The organism is Halosegnis marinus (assembly GCF_029338355.1).
Lineage (GTDB): Archaea > Halobacteriota > Halobacteria > Halobacteriales > Haloarculaceae > Halosegnis > Halosegnis marinus.
In genome coordinates this window covers 106,808-120,996 of the sequence record NZ_CP119802.1, presented here as the reverse complement: position 1 = coordinate 120,996, position 14,189 = coordinate 106,808, and the positions used below count along the sequence as shown (strand labels likewise).

The following is a 14,189-nucleotide window of genomic DNA, read 5'->3' as shown; positions in this document are numbered from 1 at the left end:
GGCGCGACCGGAACGGCTTTGCGCCGCCTCGCCCCGCACCCGGACATGAGCGACGAGGACGAGGAGGAACTCACCTACGCGGGGTCGGGCGTCGATATCGAGGCGAGCGAGGCGGCCACCGCGGCGCTCGTCGGCGCCGTCGGCGAGTTCGAGGGCGACTACGCGGGCCTCGTGGACATCGGCGACCGCTACCTCGCGCTGGCGACGGACGGCGTCGGGACCAAGTTGCTCGTCGCGGAGGCGCTCGGCGACTACTCCACGGTCGGCATCGACTGCATCGCGATGAACGTCAACGACCTCGCCGCCGCAGGGGTCACGCCGGTCGCGTTCGTCGATTACCTCGCCGTCGACGACCCGGACGAGCGGTTCGCGGAGCAGGTGGGCGAGGGGCTGTCGCGCGGCGCGGAGGAGGTCGGCATGGCGCTCGTCGGCGGCGAGACGGCCGTGATGCCGGAGGTCGTGAAGGGGCTCGACCTCGCGGGGACCTGCGCCGGCCTCGCGACCGACGACGAGGTGTTCCCGGGAGAGGCCGAGGCCGGCGACGTGCTCGTCGGCTGGGCGTCCTCGGGCATCCACTCGAACGGGCTGACGCTGGCGCGCGAGGTCGCGACCCGCGACGGCGGGAGCTACACCGACCCGTTCCCGTTCGACGGCTACGACACCGTCGGCGAGGCCCTGCTCGAACCGACGCGCATCTACACCGACCTCCTGCCGGCGCTCCACGACGCCGAGACGCACGCCTGCGCGCACATCACCGGCGGCGGGTGGACGAACCTCCCGCGGATGGGCGAGTACGAGTACGCGGTGACGGACCCCTACGAGCCGCAGCCGGTGTTCGAGTTCGTCCGCGAGCGGGGCAACGTCGCCGCCGCGGAGATGCACCGGACGTTCAACATGGGGACCGGCTTCGTCGCGGCGCTCCCGCCCGAGGACGCCGACGCCGTGGCGGCGGCGACGGACGGCCGGGTCGTCGGCGAGGTCCGCGAGGGGTCGTCGGTCGAGATACGCGGCCTGTCGCTGTAGGGCCGCGCTTTTGGTGGGGCCGCTCCACGCCCCGGCATGGCGAGCACCGACCGGACCGCGGACGCGGCGAGCGAGCGGAACCTCTTCATCACCGTCTCCGGCACGCCGGGCTCCGGCGTCACGACGCTGTGCGAGGGGCTGGCGAACGCGCTGAACTGCGGCTACGTCTCCGGCGGGGAGCTGTTCCGCGAGGTGGCCGAGGAGCGCGGCGTGAGCCTCTCACAGCTCACCGCCCGCGCCGGCGAGTCGGAGGAACTGGACCGCGCGCTCGACCGCAGGCTGCGAACCATCGCCGAGACGTGGGGCGCGGCGAACAACAGCTTCGTCCTCGAATCCCGGCTCGCGGGGTGGCTCGCCGGGAACCGCGCGGACTTCCGCATCTGGCTCGACGCCCCCGAGGAGGTGCGCTCCGAGCGGACGAGCGACCGCGAGGAGACCACGGCGGAGATGCAGGTCCGGGAGGTGCTCGACGCCGCGCGCTACGAGTCGTACTACGGCATCGACCTCGACGACCGGTCCATCTACGACCTCGCGCTCAACAGCGGCCGGTGGGGGGAGTCGTCGCTTCAGGAGATCGTCCTGACCGCGCTCCGCGAGTACGACCCCGTCGCGGACGAGGGGGAGTTCGTCGTGCCGGCGTTCGAGCCCTAGCTCAGCCGCGAAGCAACGTCCGCCTCGGTGATGATGCCGACCGCCTCGCCGCTCTCGGTGACCATCACGGCCTTGTAGTACTCGAGGAGGTGGCGCACCTCGTCGATGCTGGCGTCGGCCGCGACGGTGGGGAACGACTCGCTCATGTGCTCGGAGACGGGCTTCTCGCGCGACTCCTCGCCCAGCCCCACGAGGTCGGTCTGCGAGATGCTCCCGACGGGCCGGTCGTGTTCGAGGACGGGAAGCTGCGAGTAGGCGTCCTCGTCCATCACGCGGGCGGCCTCGCGCACCGAGTCGTCCGGCGAGACGGCGACGACCTCCTCGTGCATCAGGTCGCGCGCCTTCAGGACGTTCCCCTCCGCCTCCTCCAGCGCTGTGACGATGCGCCGCAGCGTCGAGAGCCGCGGGTCCACGTCGCCGCCCTCGATGCGCGCGATGAGCGGCTGGGACACGTCGGCGCGGTCGGCCAGCGCGCTCTGGGTCAGTTCCAGCGCCTTTCGCTTCTCGCGCAGGTCGGCGGGCGTCGGCAGGTCCATACGTTGGATAACTACTGGTTATCCGTAAAACCGTCGGTAATCCCTACTCGTCGTCGTCCGAGGCCATCTCCGCGGTGTCGATGACCTTCAGCGGCACGTCGCGCAGGGCGCCGCCGATCTCCTTCTTCGCCACGCGCTGGGCGTGCTGGACGCTCTCGACGTTGAACACCTTCATCTCCATCATCAGGCCGACGAGGGCGGTGTCGGCGGCGACGAAGACGGAGTCGAACGGCTCGCCGCAGGCCGGACACGGGGTCGCGCCGACGCCCACCTCGACGTAGTCCATGTCCTGTTGGTTGAGGCGCTTGCCCGCCTCGCTCACGGCGACGCCGATGGCGTCGTCCACCTCCTCGACGTCGCGAACCAACCACGCGGCCTCCATCGCCACCAGATAGTCGCTCATACCCGGACCAGTGGACGGTCGGACTTGACGCTGTGGGATTGACGTTGCCGAGCGAAGCGAGACCACGGAAGGGTGAGCGGGAGCGTACGCGACACGCGAACAGGAGCGACCGCTCGTCGGACGGTCGCACATGAGCGAGCGACACGCGACCCCGCCGCGGACGTTCGCGAAAAGCGGCCCATAACTTACGGCGACGAGCGGCGACACCTCGCGGCAGGTGACCGACAGGACAGACGAGAGAACGGTACGATTGGGGACGAACACAAGCTCGATTGAACCGCACGACTGCGGCGGTGTGTGTCGGGGTCGCTCGCCGCGAGCGGGCGACAAGAGCTATATACCACCCTCGCATCGCGGCGACAGAAGCGATGACCACCCGTGCCACCCGCGGAATGCTGTTCGCCACGTACCAACTGACCGTGCTGCTCGGCGTGCTGTTCATGCCCGTCGCCCTGCTCGCGCGCCGGCTCGGCGTCCCCGTCCCGTACGGGCGCGTCGTCGAGCGGCTGGGCGACCGGCTCGACGAGTAGTCCCGGCGAACGCCCGCGGAAGGGTGTCCTTTATGAACGGCGACGGCGAAACGACGCCAATGCGTAACGAGGAGTTCTCCATCGACCCCGCCCCGAACGAGCGGCCGGACCTCGAACCTGACTTCGACCCGTACGCCCCGCAGGTCGGCGACCTGCCGGAGAGCGACGTGAGCGAGGCCGACCTCGACAACGTCAACAAGACCGGAACGACGACCATCGGCCTCACGACCCCGGACGGCGTCGTGATGGCGACGGACATGCGCGCCTCGCTCGGCGGCCGGTTCGTCTCCAACAAGGACGTCCAGAAGGTCGAGCAGGTCCACCCGACGGCGGCGCTGACGATGGCCGGCTCGGTCGGCGGCGCGCAGTCGTTCATCCAGACCATCCGCGCCGAGGCGAACCTCTACGAGGCGCGCCGCGGCGAGAACATGAGCATGCAGGCGCTCTCGACGCTGTGCGGCAACTTCCTGCGCGGCGGTCCCTTCTTCATGGTGTCGCCCATCCTCGGCGGCGTCGATTCCGAGGGCGGCCACGTGTTCTCGCTCGACCCCGCGGGCGGCGTCATGCGCGACGACTACACCGTCACCGGGTCGGGGATGCAGATGGCGTACGGCGTGCTCGAACAGGAGTACACCGACGACCTCTCCATCGACGAGGCGCGCACCGTCGCCGCGCGCGGCATCAAGTCCGCGGTCGAGCGCGACACCGGCTCCGGTAACGGCGTCTTCCTCGCCGAGATCACGGACGCCGGCGTGGACATCGAGGGCCACAAGGACTTCGACGAGGTCCTGTAAGGCCACGCGCTTACGGCCGCCCACGTCGAACGAGCGGCCGTGTCCCGCCCCTCCGCCGCCCGCGCGCTCGCCGATGCCGGCGACCGCACCCGTCTCCTCCTGCTGTCCCTCGTCGCAGTCCTCTGTCTCACCGCGCTCGCCGTCCCGCTCGTCCAGTTCGGCGGCGGGCCGCTCCGCTTCGGCGGCGTCGATTTCAAGGCGTACTACCTCGCGGGTCGGCGCGTCCTCGCCGGCTATCCACTATACGCCGACGGCCCGCTCGTCCACGTCGTTCCCCGGCCCCGCGCGACGGCGTTCCTCTACCCGCCGGTCGTCGTCGCGCCGTTCGCCGCGCTGGCGACCCTGCCGTCCCTCCCGGCCCGCGCGGCGTGGGTCGCCGCCCAGCTGGCGTTCCTGTGGGTGTCGGTACTCGCGCTTGCTCGCTCGTTCGGCCTCGCGCCGACGCGGGGCGAAGCCCTCCTCGCCTTCGTCGCGCTCGTCGGCTTCCAGCCGGTCCTCTTCCTCGCGCGCATCGGTAACGTCTCGGGCGCGATGGCGGGGCTGTTCTGTCTCTCCGCGGCGGTCACAGTCGCGCCGGAGGGCCCCGACCGCCCGTACCTCGGCGGGGCCGCGGCCGTCCTCGGCGTCGTTCCCAAGCCGTTCGCCGCGCCCGCGCTCGCCGGCCTGCTCGGGGACCGTCGCCGGCTCCTCGGCGGCGCCCTCGCCCTGCTCGCGCTCGCGGTCGTCTCCGTCGCCGCCTTCGGGCCGGCGACCCACCGAACCTACCTCGCCGTCCTCCTCGCCGGCAAGGGGTGGGGACCGGCCGGCGACCCGACCGCCCTCCCGCTCCACTTCCGGCCCTTCTACCGGGTGCCGGCGGCGGACGCGCTCCGGGGCGTCCACCTCGGGGCCGCGCTCGGCCTCTCGCTCGTGGCGGCCCGCGTCGGTGCCGACGCCCGGGCGGTCGCCCTCGGCTCGCTCGCCGTCCCGCTCGTCGCCCCGACGGCGAACACGCTCACGCTCGTCCTCGCGCTCCCCGGCCTCCTCGTCGCGCTCGCGCTGGAGGCGCGTGAGGGCGGCGTCCCGTGGCTGCCGGCGCTGGCGCTCGTGGGGGTACACGGCAGCGTCCCGCTGTCGCGGCTCGTCGTCCGGTTCGGGCCGAACGGCGCGCCCGCGCTCCCGTGGGGTGCGGTCGAACGGCTCCTCGTCGTCCAGCCCGCCACGGTCGCGCTCGCCGCGGCCTTCTGGCTCTGCGGCTACCGGATACTGCGGGACCTATAGCTCCGATTCGAGCCGATCGAGCCGCGACTCGATGCCGTCCAGCCGGTCGAGCACCGTCTCGAACTCGTCGGTCGTGACGCGTTCGCGCTCCGCGCGCTCGACGCGCCGGGCGAGTTCGTCGTGGACGTCGCGGGCGTCCCGTTCCAGCCGGTCGACGCGGGCTTCGAGGTCGTCGGGGGGGCCGGACTCGCCCTCCTCGAAGGCGTCGATGCGGCGCGCGAGTTCGTCGTCGGAGACCATCCCTGCTCGGTTCACGCTTCCGAAGCCACCGACATAAACCCGGATTCGCGTTCTCACGCGGTGAAAAGCGCCGGGCGAAAGCGGTTTCGGCGCGGCCCCGGTAGCGCCCGCATGGTCCACCACGACGGCACGACGGTCCACTGGCTCGGCTACGCCACGATACGGCTGGCCGGCGACGACGTGGTCGTCTACTGCGACCCCGGCCGCTACGGCGTTCTCGACGGTATCGAACCGCGGGACGGCGACGTGGTCTGCGTCACCCACGACCACCACTACGACAGCGACGGCATCCGCCGGGTCGCGCGCGACGACGCCACCGTCGTCCTCTTCGAGGGTATCGACACGAACCGCATCGACCGCGACGTCGAGCGGCCGGCCGACCTCCCCTACGACGTGGTCCGGGTCGACGCCGAGGCCGACATCGCGGTCGGGACCCCGACCGGCGCGCGCGACGACGGGCCGCGCCCCGGCGAGGTCTTCGTCCGCACCGTCCCCGCGTACAACGACCCCGACGGCCCGCACACCCGCGAGGACGGCTCGCCGGTCCACCCCGAGGGGCGCGGCTGCGGCTTCCACCTCACGCTCCCGAGCGTCTGGGGCCGCGACGTGACCGCCTTCTGGCCCGGGGACTCCGACGTGCTCGACGGCCACGCCGAGCTCGACGTCTCGCTGTTCTGTCCGCCCATCGGCGGGGCGTTCACGATGGGCCGGGAGGCGGCGGCCGACCTCGCCGAGGCGGTGGAGGCGAGCCTCGTGCTCCCGGTCCACTACGACACGTTCGAGGCGCTGGAGGCCGATGCCGAGGCGTTCGTCGCGGACGTGGCCGGGCGCGGCGTCCCGGTCGTGCTGGACGAGTGACGGCGGCGTCGCGTCGCGGGTCGCGAAAGAGCCGACGGGCCGTTCCCCTCGCGAAATCGCCTACCGGCGCGCCGGGTGGTCGTTCGGCAGGCGGGGCCCCTCGCCGCCGGCGCGCTCGCGGAGCGTGTCGGCGTCGGCGTCGGCCACGAGGCCGCGCTCGCGGAGTTCGGGGACGACGAGGTCGACGAAGTCGACGAGCGAGTCGGGGCGCGTCACCTCCTTCACGTTGAAGCCCGCGATGGGCAGGTCGCGGTACCACGCCTCCAGTTCGTCGGCCACCGCCTCCGGGGTTCCGACGACGACCGGCGAGGTGGAGCCGAGGCCGGCGAACTGTGCGACCTCGCGGACGGTCCACTCGCGGTCCGGGTCGGCGCTCGTGAAGGCGTTCACCGCGCCCTGAATCGCCTCCGTCTCGATGTGTTCGAGCGGCTGGTCGGGGTCGAGTTCGGAGAGGTCCATGTCCATGAAGCCCGACAGCAGCGCGAGCGTCGCCTCCACGTCCACGTTCTCGCGGTAGCTCTCGTGTTTCGCGGCCGCGAGTTCCTCGGTCTCCCCGACGACGGGGACGACGCCGGGGTAGAACCCGAGCGAGTCGGGGTCGCGGCCGTGGTCGGCGGCGCGCTCGCGCATGTCCTCGACGTAGCCGCGCACGCCCTCCTTCGTCGGGTACGAGCAGAACACGGCCTCGGCGTTGTGCGCGGCGAACTCCCGGCCGCGGTCCGAGGAGCCGGCCTGATACAGGAACGGGGTCCGCTGGGGCGACGGCTCGGCCCCGTGCGGCCCGGCGACGGAGAACCACTCGCCGTCGTGGTCGATGGTGTGAACGCCGTTCGGGTCGGTGAACACGCCCGCCTCGCGGTCGCGCTTCACGGCGTCGTCGTCCCACGAGTCCTCCCACAGCGCGTAGCAGACCTCCATGAACTCCGCGGCGCGGTCGTAGCGGTCGTCGTGGTCCAGCCGTTCGCCGACGCCGAGGTTGCGCGCCGCGGATTCGAGGTAGGAGGTGACGATGTTGAACGCGACCCGGCCGTCGGTGAGGTGATCGAGCGTCGAGAACTCGCGGGCGAGTTCGTACGGGTGGTTGTACGTGGTCGAGCGCGTGACGGCGAAGCCCAGGTCGTCGGTGACCTCGGCCATCGCGGGAATCAGGAACCGCGGGTCGTTCGACGGGGTCTGGACGGCCCGCTCGATGGCCGTCTCGCGCTCGCCGTCGTACACGTCGTAGATACCGCGCACGTCGGCGAAGAACACCGCGTCGAAGCCGCCGCGCTCGGCGGTGCGGGCGACCTCGGTCCAGTACTCGCGGTCCGTGTAGTCGGCGGCGCGGTCGCCGGGGTAGCGCCACGCGCCCGGGGAGACGTGGGTGACCGCGTTCATCGTGAAGAGGTTCAGGCGCATCCGGTCCATACCGCCCACTGCGCCGCCTCGCGGGTAAGGGGGTCCGGTAGCGGCGAGGCGTGCGGGCCTTCTCGGTCAGCAGGCGCAGTAGTACTCGCGGTCCGCGAACTCCGTCTCCAGGAGCGCGTACGTCGGCCCGGGGTCGGCGGGCCGGTAGACGCCGGTCGTGAGCCCCGGCCCGCCCTCGAACTCCCCGGAGACGAGCGCGTGCCACTCGCGGGGGGCGAGCACGTCCTCGAAGGTCGGGTCCTCGAAGTTCAGCCGCAGGTAGTCGGGGAGGAACACCCACCGGGCGTCGATGGGGCCGGTGTGGACCGTCTCGGTGCCGACGGCGTTCGCGTAGGCGGCCATCGGGAGGTTCACGCCCGCGGCGACGGGCATCCCGATCCACTTCCACGGCCGGGTGTTGATGTCGAGCAGGACGTACTCGTCGCGCTCGGCGTCGTGGACGAACTCCGCCTCCGAGATGCCGTAGTAGCCCGCGTCGTCGAGCATCGTCCGCGCGCGCCCCTCGATCGTCGGGTCCTCGACGCGGTCCACGACACAGGAGGTGCCGTAGCCCGTCGGGTAGCGGACCCGCGCGTTGCCGACGACGCCGAGCGCCTCGCCCTCCTGCGGGACGTAGGAGGCGTACGAGCGGTCCGCGCCGGCCGTCTTCTCCACCTTCTCCTGGGCCATGACGCGGACGCCGGCGTCGTCGGCCTCCGCCAGCACGTCCGCGAACTCCGCCTCGTCCGCGACCTCGACGACGTTCGTGCCGATGGCCTCCTCGAACTCCCGCTTGCGCGCGGGCTTGACGACGAGCGGGAAGCCGAGCGCCTCGGCGGCCTCGCCCGGGTCCGTCTCCTCTAGGAAGTACGTCTCGGGGTAGGGAACCCCGAGCGCCTCGGCGCGGCGGTACAGTTCGTACTTGTCGAGCACCGAGTCCAGGGTGCCGTCCGCGAACGGCAGGCGCACGCCCTCGGGCTCCTGCTCGGCGAACGCGAGCGCCCACTCGTCCATACAGCCGAACGCGACCGGCTCGTGGCCCGTCGCGTCGGCGACGGCCGCCACGTCCTCGCGGAAGCCGTCGGGGTCGTCGAGCGGGTAGGTGACGCGGCCGGCCACGTCCACGGCGTCGGAGGCGGGCGCGACCCCGTCGCCCGAGCGGTCGAGCGCGATGACGGGCACGTCGTGGGCGGCGAGCGCGCGGGCGACCCCGAGGCCGGTGACGTGGGCGTTGGCGACGAGCGCGGGCGGGCGGGCGAAACTGCGCTCCCCGACGGCGTCGAGGAGTTCGTCGAACGACAGGAACGCGTCGGTCATCGGGCCGGAGTTCGGCGCGACCCGACGAAAAGGCCGGGGTTCCCCCCGCGGCTCGCCGCCCGGCCGGAAGCTTATGTCCGCCGAGCGCCGCGTGTCCACCGATGGACAGCGCCGTCCGCCTCGTCGCGCTCCTCCTCGTCCTCGCCGCCGTCGCGCCCGGGGTCGCGCTCGGGGACGCGACCGGCCCGGACACGGTTGACGTGACGTACACCGTCGCCCACGACCCGAGCGGGCCGACCGTCTCGGTGACGATGCGCGTCGAGATGCCCGACCGCGTCACGGAACTCGACGCGCGCCTCCCGTCGTGGGTCGAGGTGACCGCGACGGACGGCTTCGACCCGGCCGACGGGAGCTACCAGTGGGACGGCGAGACCGACGCCCCGAGCATCGAGTACACGGTCCCGACCGACGCGCCGGGCGACCCGCTCGTGAACGGGGCGTACGCCTACGTCGAGCAGGCCGACTTCGTGGGCGGCGTCGGCTACCGCTACCGGAACCCCGAGGTCGGCTTCGAGCGGCACGTGGAGGTCGCGGGAACCGGGACCGTCCACGGTTTCGGCGTGAGCCTCTGGAACGAGGCGACGACCCGGACGACCGGGGACGGGACGACGGTGACGCTCGTGACGCCCCCGACCGACGGCCCGGCGGGGGTCCCGGCGAACGGGACCCGCGACCGCGCCGTCCTCGACCGGCTGACGGCGATAGACGAGTTCTTCGGCTTCGACCGCACGGACGACCGCATCGTCGTGTACCTCCGCCCGTCCGACGCCCCCGAACTCGGCGGCGACGTGGCCGGCCGCGCCAACAGCGGCGGGACGATGCTGCTCGCCGCCGACCGCGCGACCGACAGGACGCTGCTCGCCCACGAGTACGTCCACACCCAGCAGGACTTCCTCGCCGTCGCCGCGACCGACTGGCTCGTCGAGGGGTCGGCCGACTACTACGGCTACTACTACGCCTACCACGCGGGCGACCTGTCGTTCGCGGAGTTCCGCGAGCGGCTGAACGTCCGCGACGACCCGCGCTACCGCGACGCCGACCTCCGGAACCTCACCAACGCCTCCGAGACGGCCGACTACCGCAAGGGCCGCCACGTCGCCGCCGCGCTCGACGCGTGGATGCGCAACCGCTCGGACGGCGAGGCCCGGCTCTCGGACGTGTTCGTCACGCTGCGCGCCCGCGACGGCGGCGCGCCGACGTACGCCGACGGCCCCGGGTTCGGCACGGCCGACCTCGTGGACGTCGTGAGCGAGGCCGCCGGCGCGCCCGTGGAGCCGTGGTACGACGCCGCGACCGGCCCCTCGTCGCCGCCGCCCATACCGGACGACCCGGCGCTGTTCGCCCACGACGGCGAGGTGCGGACGGCGACGCCCTCCCCGACGGCGACAGCTACGGCGACGCCCTCCCCGACGGCGACAGCTACGGCGACGGCAACGGCAACGACGACTGGGGGGACGGCCACTTCGACCGGGACGCCGCCGTCTCCGACCGCAACATCGCCGACCCCGACCGCAACCTCGGTGTCGGGGGGCGCCGGCGCGACGGCGACCTCGACCGACGCGCCGACGGCGACGCCCGGCCAGCCCGGCTTCGGGGCGGCCGCGGCGCTCTCGGCCCTGGCGGCGGTCGCGCTGGCGCGAAAACGGAACCGGACTCGATGACGCGACTCAGATGACGCCCATCTCGGAGAGGCGCGTCGGCAGGTACTCGTCGGTAACGAAGTCGAGGCCGCGCGAGGCGAGCGCCTGCTGTTCGGACTTCTTTCCGATGTCGAGCTGGAGCTCTATCTGTTCGGTCCAGAAGTCGCTCTTGAACCGCGGGTCCTCCAGTTCGGACTCGAGCGCGTTCACGTCCGAGTCCGAGAGGGGGTCCGAGGGGAGGTCGTACTCCCGGATGTCCTGCGGGCGGATGCCGACGAACTTCGCGGCGGGGGTCGCGAGGTACTCCGAGAGGTGTGCCGACTTGATGGAGCCGTACGCGACGGAGCCGTAGATGCGGTACGACCACGGGTCGCCGTCGGTGAAGACCACGACCGGGAGGTCGAGTTCGTCGTGGAGCCGCTTCGTGATGCGCCGGGTGGCGCGGGCCGGCTGGCCCTTCAGGTGGACGACGATGGTGTTGTAGTCGGTGTCGAAGCCGTTCTCCACCAGCCGGTCGCGCATGCCGCCGGTCTCCACGCAGAGGATGAAGTCGGCGTCGTGGTCGAGGAAGTCGATGGTGTCGGGGTTGTTCGGTATCTGGTACCCGCCCTCGCCGACGTCCTCCTGACAGTGGATGACCCGGTCGCCGCGGCGGGTCTGCTCGCGGAGTTCGAGCGGGCCCATCAGCGTCGCGCCCGACTCCTCCGGGCGCATGTGGAAGTCCTCGCGGGTGACGCCGGAGACGACCTCCAGGTCCTCGATGAGCTGGTTCGACTCGTCCTGGTCGTTGAACTGCGCGTACTCGTTGTCCCACGACTCCGAGAGGTAGTACAGCTCACGCAGGGTCGAGGAGCGGTCCTCGTCCAGCTGATTGGCGAGGAACTCCACCGCGTAGATGGACTTCAGGAGCTTCTTCGCGCCGCCGACGCTGTTGGCCGAGCGCGTGGAGTGCCGGTCGCCGAGCACCCAGACGCCCGCGTCCTCGTCGAACACGATGTTCGACTTCGAGCGCGTCGGTATCTCCATCGACGGCACGTCGCCGCCGGCGAACTGGTCGTAGAACCGCTCGGAGAGCCGCACGAGCTGCTCGCGGGCCCGCTGTTCGTCCGTCGTGATGTCGGTATCGGAACTCATGGTCAGGCGTTCACCGTTATTTTCTCCGCCTCGACGCCCTCGACCGAGACGTCGAACTCGGCGTCGTCGCTCACGTCGTACTCGATGGCCGCCTCGTCGCCGCCGGCCACGTCCGCGCTCCACTTCACGAACCACTCGCCGTCCATCTCGACGACGGTCGCGCCCTCCACGTCGCCGGGGTCCTCGCTGACGATGTCGGTCACCTCCAGTTGGGCCCCCGTCGAGCCGTGGTTCTGGACGGCGAGCCGCACCCGGCCGTCCTCGACGGTGCGCTCGACGAGCACGTTGTTCATGATGCGCGCCAGCGAGTCGTCGATGTTCAGCGGCTCGCGGCCGGTCACCTCCGAGAGCTTCCGGGCCATCTCGGGGAGGATGTCCACGAGCACGTTCTGCTTGCGCCGGCGCTTCTCCAGCGACCGCTGTTTGTTCAGGTACGACTTCAGTTCGCGGGCCGCCTCGCGGAGCGCGAGCTCTATCTCGTCCTCTATCTCGGGGACGTTCGCCACCGCGTCCTTCGACTCGCTCGTGAACGGGACGTTCGTGGAGGCGATGTGGACCGTGATGACCGCGGGCCCGTTCGGCATCCCGGTGCCGCCCGGCTGGTCCAGCCCGTAGTTGCGCCAGTTGATGCGCTTCACCACGTCCGTCGTGGAACACGCGCCCAGCCGGTACACCAGCGGGACGCGGTTCGCGAACCGTAACACCTCGACGTTCCCCTCGGCGGGGAGGTCGCCCCCGTAGGCGATGCCGGCCTCCACGATGAACGGGTCGCCCCGGTGGACCTCGGCGTCGCGGGTCGCGGCCGCGTAGAAGTCCGCGTCGTACTCCTTGCGGAGCCCCTTCTCGACCAGTTCGGGCGTGATGGGCGCGAGGCAGTTCGTCGGCGGCGCGAGGATGTCCGTCTCTCGCATCGCTTCGAGGAACTCCGCGGCGATGTCGCGCGTGTTCGCCACTTCCTTCACCTTCGGCGGGTCGTCCGGCACCGTGCGCATTTCCGCCCAGACCGCGTCGGCGATGTTCCCCCGGGCCGTCTCGCCGAACGTCTCGCCGTCGGTCTCCTCGGTCATCTCCGCGGCGCGGGCGACGAAGTCGTCCAGTTCGGCGCGCGTGGTGCGGTTCCGGTTGTCCTCCTGCTCCTCGAACTTCTCGGCGAGCCGGCGGGCCAGCCCCTCGACTGCGGCGTCGTCCTTCCGGGTCGTGGTCGCCCCGTCCACGAGCGGGTAGACGTCCTCCCGGCGCGTCCGGGTGCAGGCGTACCACGCGGCCGCGACGGCGTTCTCGCGGACGGCCTCGCCGAACGTCTTGCCGAAGGTCTCCTCGGCCTCGTCGGCCGCCTCGGCGACGATAGCGACGACCTCGTGGTGGGCCACGCGGCCGCGGTCGGCGACGGCGTCGGCGATGGTCGTCGCGAACGACTCCGTCGCCTCCGCGCCCTTGTTCGAGGTGGCTTCCGCGACCTCGTCGGCCACGGAGACCTCGTCGTGGGCCGCGGGCGCGGTCCACGTCATCTCCCGACCGAAGTGGCGGTCGCGGAAGCGGTCGAGGACGGACCCGGCCGTCTTCGCGCCGACGCGGGTGAACTCCTCCTGCATGAACCCCGACAGCGAGTACGACTCCGTCGCGGCGAGCATCTTCAGCAGGGTGCCGAGTTCGACGCCGTGCGGGTGCGGGCGTATCTCCTCCGTCTCGGCGGGGAGTTGGTCCGTCGCGCGCTCGTACTTCTCGTGGGCCTTCGGCTCGCGGAACTCGATGCGGGCGTGGGGGTTCACGACCGCGGTGTACTTGATGTAGTCGTGGAGCTGTTGGCGAGCGCGCATGTTCGCCTCCATCTCCAGTTCGATGCGGGTGCCGTGCGGGCGCTCCCACGTCGTCTCCTCGTCCAGCGACACCTCCGGCTCGTTGGTGTCGGTGTCGATGGTGAGTTCGAACTTCCGGGCCGGTCGGTCCGCGCCCGTCTTCGAGGTTATCTTCGCCGGCTTGCCGGAGGTGAGTTGCGAGTAGAGGACGGCGGCGGAGATGCCGATACCCTGCTGGCCGCGCGACTGCTCGCGGGCGTGGAAGCGGGAGCCGTACAGTAGTTTCCCGAACACCTTCGGGACCTGCTCGCGGGTGATGCCGGGACCGTTGTCCTCGACGACGAGGCGGTAGTAGTCGCCCGCGTCGGCGATCTCGACGTACACGTCGGGGAGGAGGCCGGCCTCCTCGGTGGCGTCGAGCGCGTTGTCCACGGCCTCCTTGACGGCCGTGACGAGCGCCTTCCCGCCCGAATCGAAGCCGAGCATCTGCTTGTTCTTCTCGAAGAACTCGGCGATGGAGATGGACCGCTGGGACTCGGCGAGTTCGTCCGCGACGGTTCCCCCGCCGCCCTCGCCGAGCGACGACTGATAGGAGGTCATGTTCCGTGGCTTGCCGGCGGG

At 71.5% G+C, this 14,189-nt stretch carries 14 protein-coding genes; 7 read left to right on the top strand and 7 right to left on the bottom strand.

Going from position 1 to position 14,189, the window contains the following annotated elements; all coding sequences use genetic code 11:
• The first annotated feature begins 45 nt into the window (after positions 1–45).
• Positions 46–1,023 (top strand): phosphoribosylformylglycinamidine cyclo-ligase, encoded by a 978-nt coding sequence (gene purM, locus P2T37_RS00720; protein ID WP_276234821.1) that lies wholly within the window; start codon positions 46–48, stop codon positions 1,021–1,023.
• 36 nt (positions 1,024–1,059) lie between these two features.
• Positions 1,060–1,674, top strand: coding sequence for a (d)CMP kinase (gene cmk / locus P2T37_RS00715; RefSeq protein WP_276234820.1), 615 nt, complete (start codon positions 1,060–1,062; stop codon positions 1,672–1,674).
• Here cmk and P2T37_RS00710 read toward each other — a convergent pair.
• Both P2T37_RS00710 and P2T37_RS00705 read right to left on the bottom strand, forming a co-directional pair.
• Positions 1,671–2,210 carry a CBS domain-containing protein gene (locus tag P2T37_RS00710; RefSeq protein ID WP_276234819.1) on the bottom strand — a complete coding sequence of 180 codons (540 nt, stop codon included), beginning with the start codon at positions 2,208–2,210 and terminating at the stop codon, positions 1,671–1,673. The two genes, cmk and P2T37_RS00710, sit on opposite strands and share 4 nt — an antisense overlap.
• A 43-nt stretch (positions 2,211–2,253) precedes the next feature.
• Positions 2,254–2,613 carry a DUF555 domain-containing protein gene (locus P2T37_RS00705; RefSeq protein ID WP_276234818.1) on the bottom strand — a complete coding sequence of 120 codons (360 nt, stop codon included), beginning with the start codon at positions 2,611–2,613 and terminating at the stop codon, positions 2,254–2,256.
• Between the two features lie 368 nt (positions 2,614–2,981).
• Between P2T37_RS00705 and P2T37_RS00700 the strand changes: the two genes are divergently transcribed.
• The 3 genes from P2T37_RS00700 to P2T37_RS00690 are packed head-to-tail and all read left to right on the top strand — an operon-like array spanning position 2,982 to position 5,197.
• A complete protein-coding gene (locus P2T37_RS00700; protein WP_276234816.1) occupies positions 2,982–3,143 on the top strand; it encodes a hypothetical protein in 162 nt (53 codons plus the stop codon).
• Positions 3,144–3,175: 32 nt separating this feature from the next.
• On the top strand, positions 3,176–3,937 hold the full coding sequence (gene psmB / locus P2T37_RS00695; protein WP_382210511.1) for an archaeal proteasome endopeptidase complex subunit beta: 762 nt from the start codon (positions 3,176–3,178) through the stop codon (positions 3,935–3,937).
• Positions 3,938–3,976: 39 nt separating this feature from the next.
• Positions 3,977–5,197 carry a glycosyltransferase family 87 protein gene (locus P2T37_RS00690; protein ID WP_276234814.1) on the top strand — a complete coding sequence of 407 codons (1,221 nt, stop codon included), beginning with the start codon at positions 3,977–3,979 and terminating at the stop codon, positions 5,195–5,197.
• Here P2T37_RS00690 and P2T37_RS00685 read toward each other — a convergent pair.
• The gene (locus P2T37_RS00685; protein ID WP_276234813.1) at positions 5,192–5,452 is read right to left on the bottom strand and encodes a hypothetical protein; all 261 of its coding nucleotides are present in this window, start codon (positions 5,450–5,452) and stop codon (positions 5,192–5,194) included. The two genes, P2T37_RS00690 and P2T37_RS00685, sit on opposite strands and share 6 nt — an antisense overlap.
• Positions 5,453–5,548: 96 nt before the next feature.
• Between P2T37_RS00685 and P2T37_RS00680 the strand changes: the two genes are divergently transcribed.
• On the top strand, positions 5,549–6,295 hold the full coding sequence (locus P2T37_RS00680; protein ID WP_276234812.1) for an MBL fold metallo-hydrolase: 747 nt from the start codon (positions 5,549–5,551) through the stop codon (positions 6,293–6,295).
• Between the two features lie 60 nt (positions 6,296–6,355).
• Here the strand turns inward: P2T37_RS00680 and P2T37_RS00675 are convergent, their stop codons facing one another.
• Together P2T37_RS00675 and P2T37_RS00670 are read right to left on the bottom strand one after the other, a co-directional pair.
• Complete coding sequence (locus tag P2T37_RS00675; RefSeq protein WP_276234811.1) at positions 6,356–7,702, bottom strand: LLM class flavin-dependent oxidoreductase; 1,347 nt, start codon at positions 7,700–7,702, stop codon at positions 6,356–6,358.
• 66 nt (positions 7,703–7,768) lie between these two features.
• The gene (locus P2T37_RS00670) at positions 7,769–8,998 is read right to left on the bottom strand and encodes a carboxylate--amine ligase (RefSeq protein WP_276234810.1); all 1,230 of its coding nucleotides are present in this window, start codon (positions 8,996–8,998) and stop codon (positions 7,769–7,771) included.
• Between the two features lie 101 nt (positions 8,999–9,099).
• On the opposite strand from P2T37_RS00670, the gene P2T37_RS00665 reads away from it, so the two are divergent.
• Positions 9,100–10,659: a PGF-CTERM sorting domain-containing protein gene (locus tag P2T37_RS00665; RefSeq protein ID WP_276234809.1), complete on the top strand. Its 1,560-nt coding sequence runs from the start codon at positions 9,100–9,102 to the stop codon at positions 10,657–10,659.
• Between the two features lie 6 nt (positions 10,660–10,665).
• Here the strand turns inward: P2T37_RS00665 and P2T37_RS00660 are convergent, their stop codons facing one another.
• Entirely contained in the window at positions 10,666–11,772 is a 1,107-nt protein-coding gene (locus P2T37_RS00660) for a DNA topoisomerase IV subunit A (protein WP_276234808.1), read from the bottom strand.
• A 2-nt stretch (positions 11,773–11,774) separates the two neighbouring features.
• Positions 11,775–14,168 (bottom strand): DNA topoisomerase VI subunit B, encoded by a 2,394-nt coding sequence (locus P2T37_RS00655; protein ID WP_276234807.1) that lies wholly within the window; start codon positions 14,166–14,168, stop codon positions 11,775–11,777.
• Between the last annotated feature and the right edge of the window lie 21 nt (positions 14,169–14,189).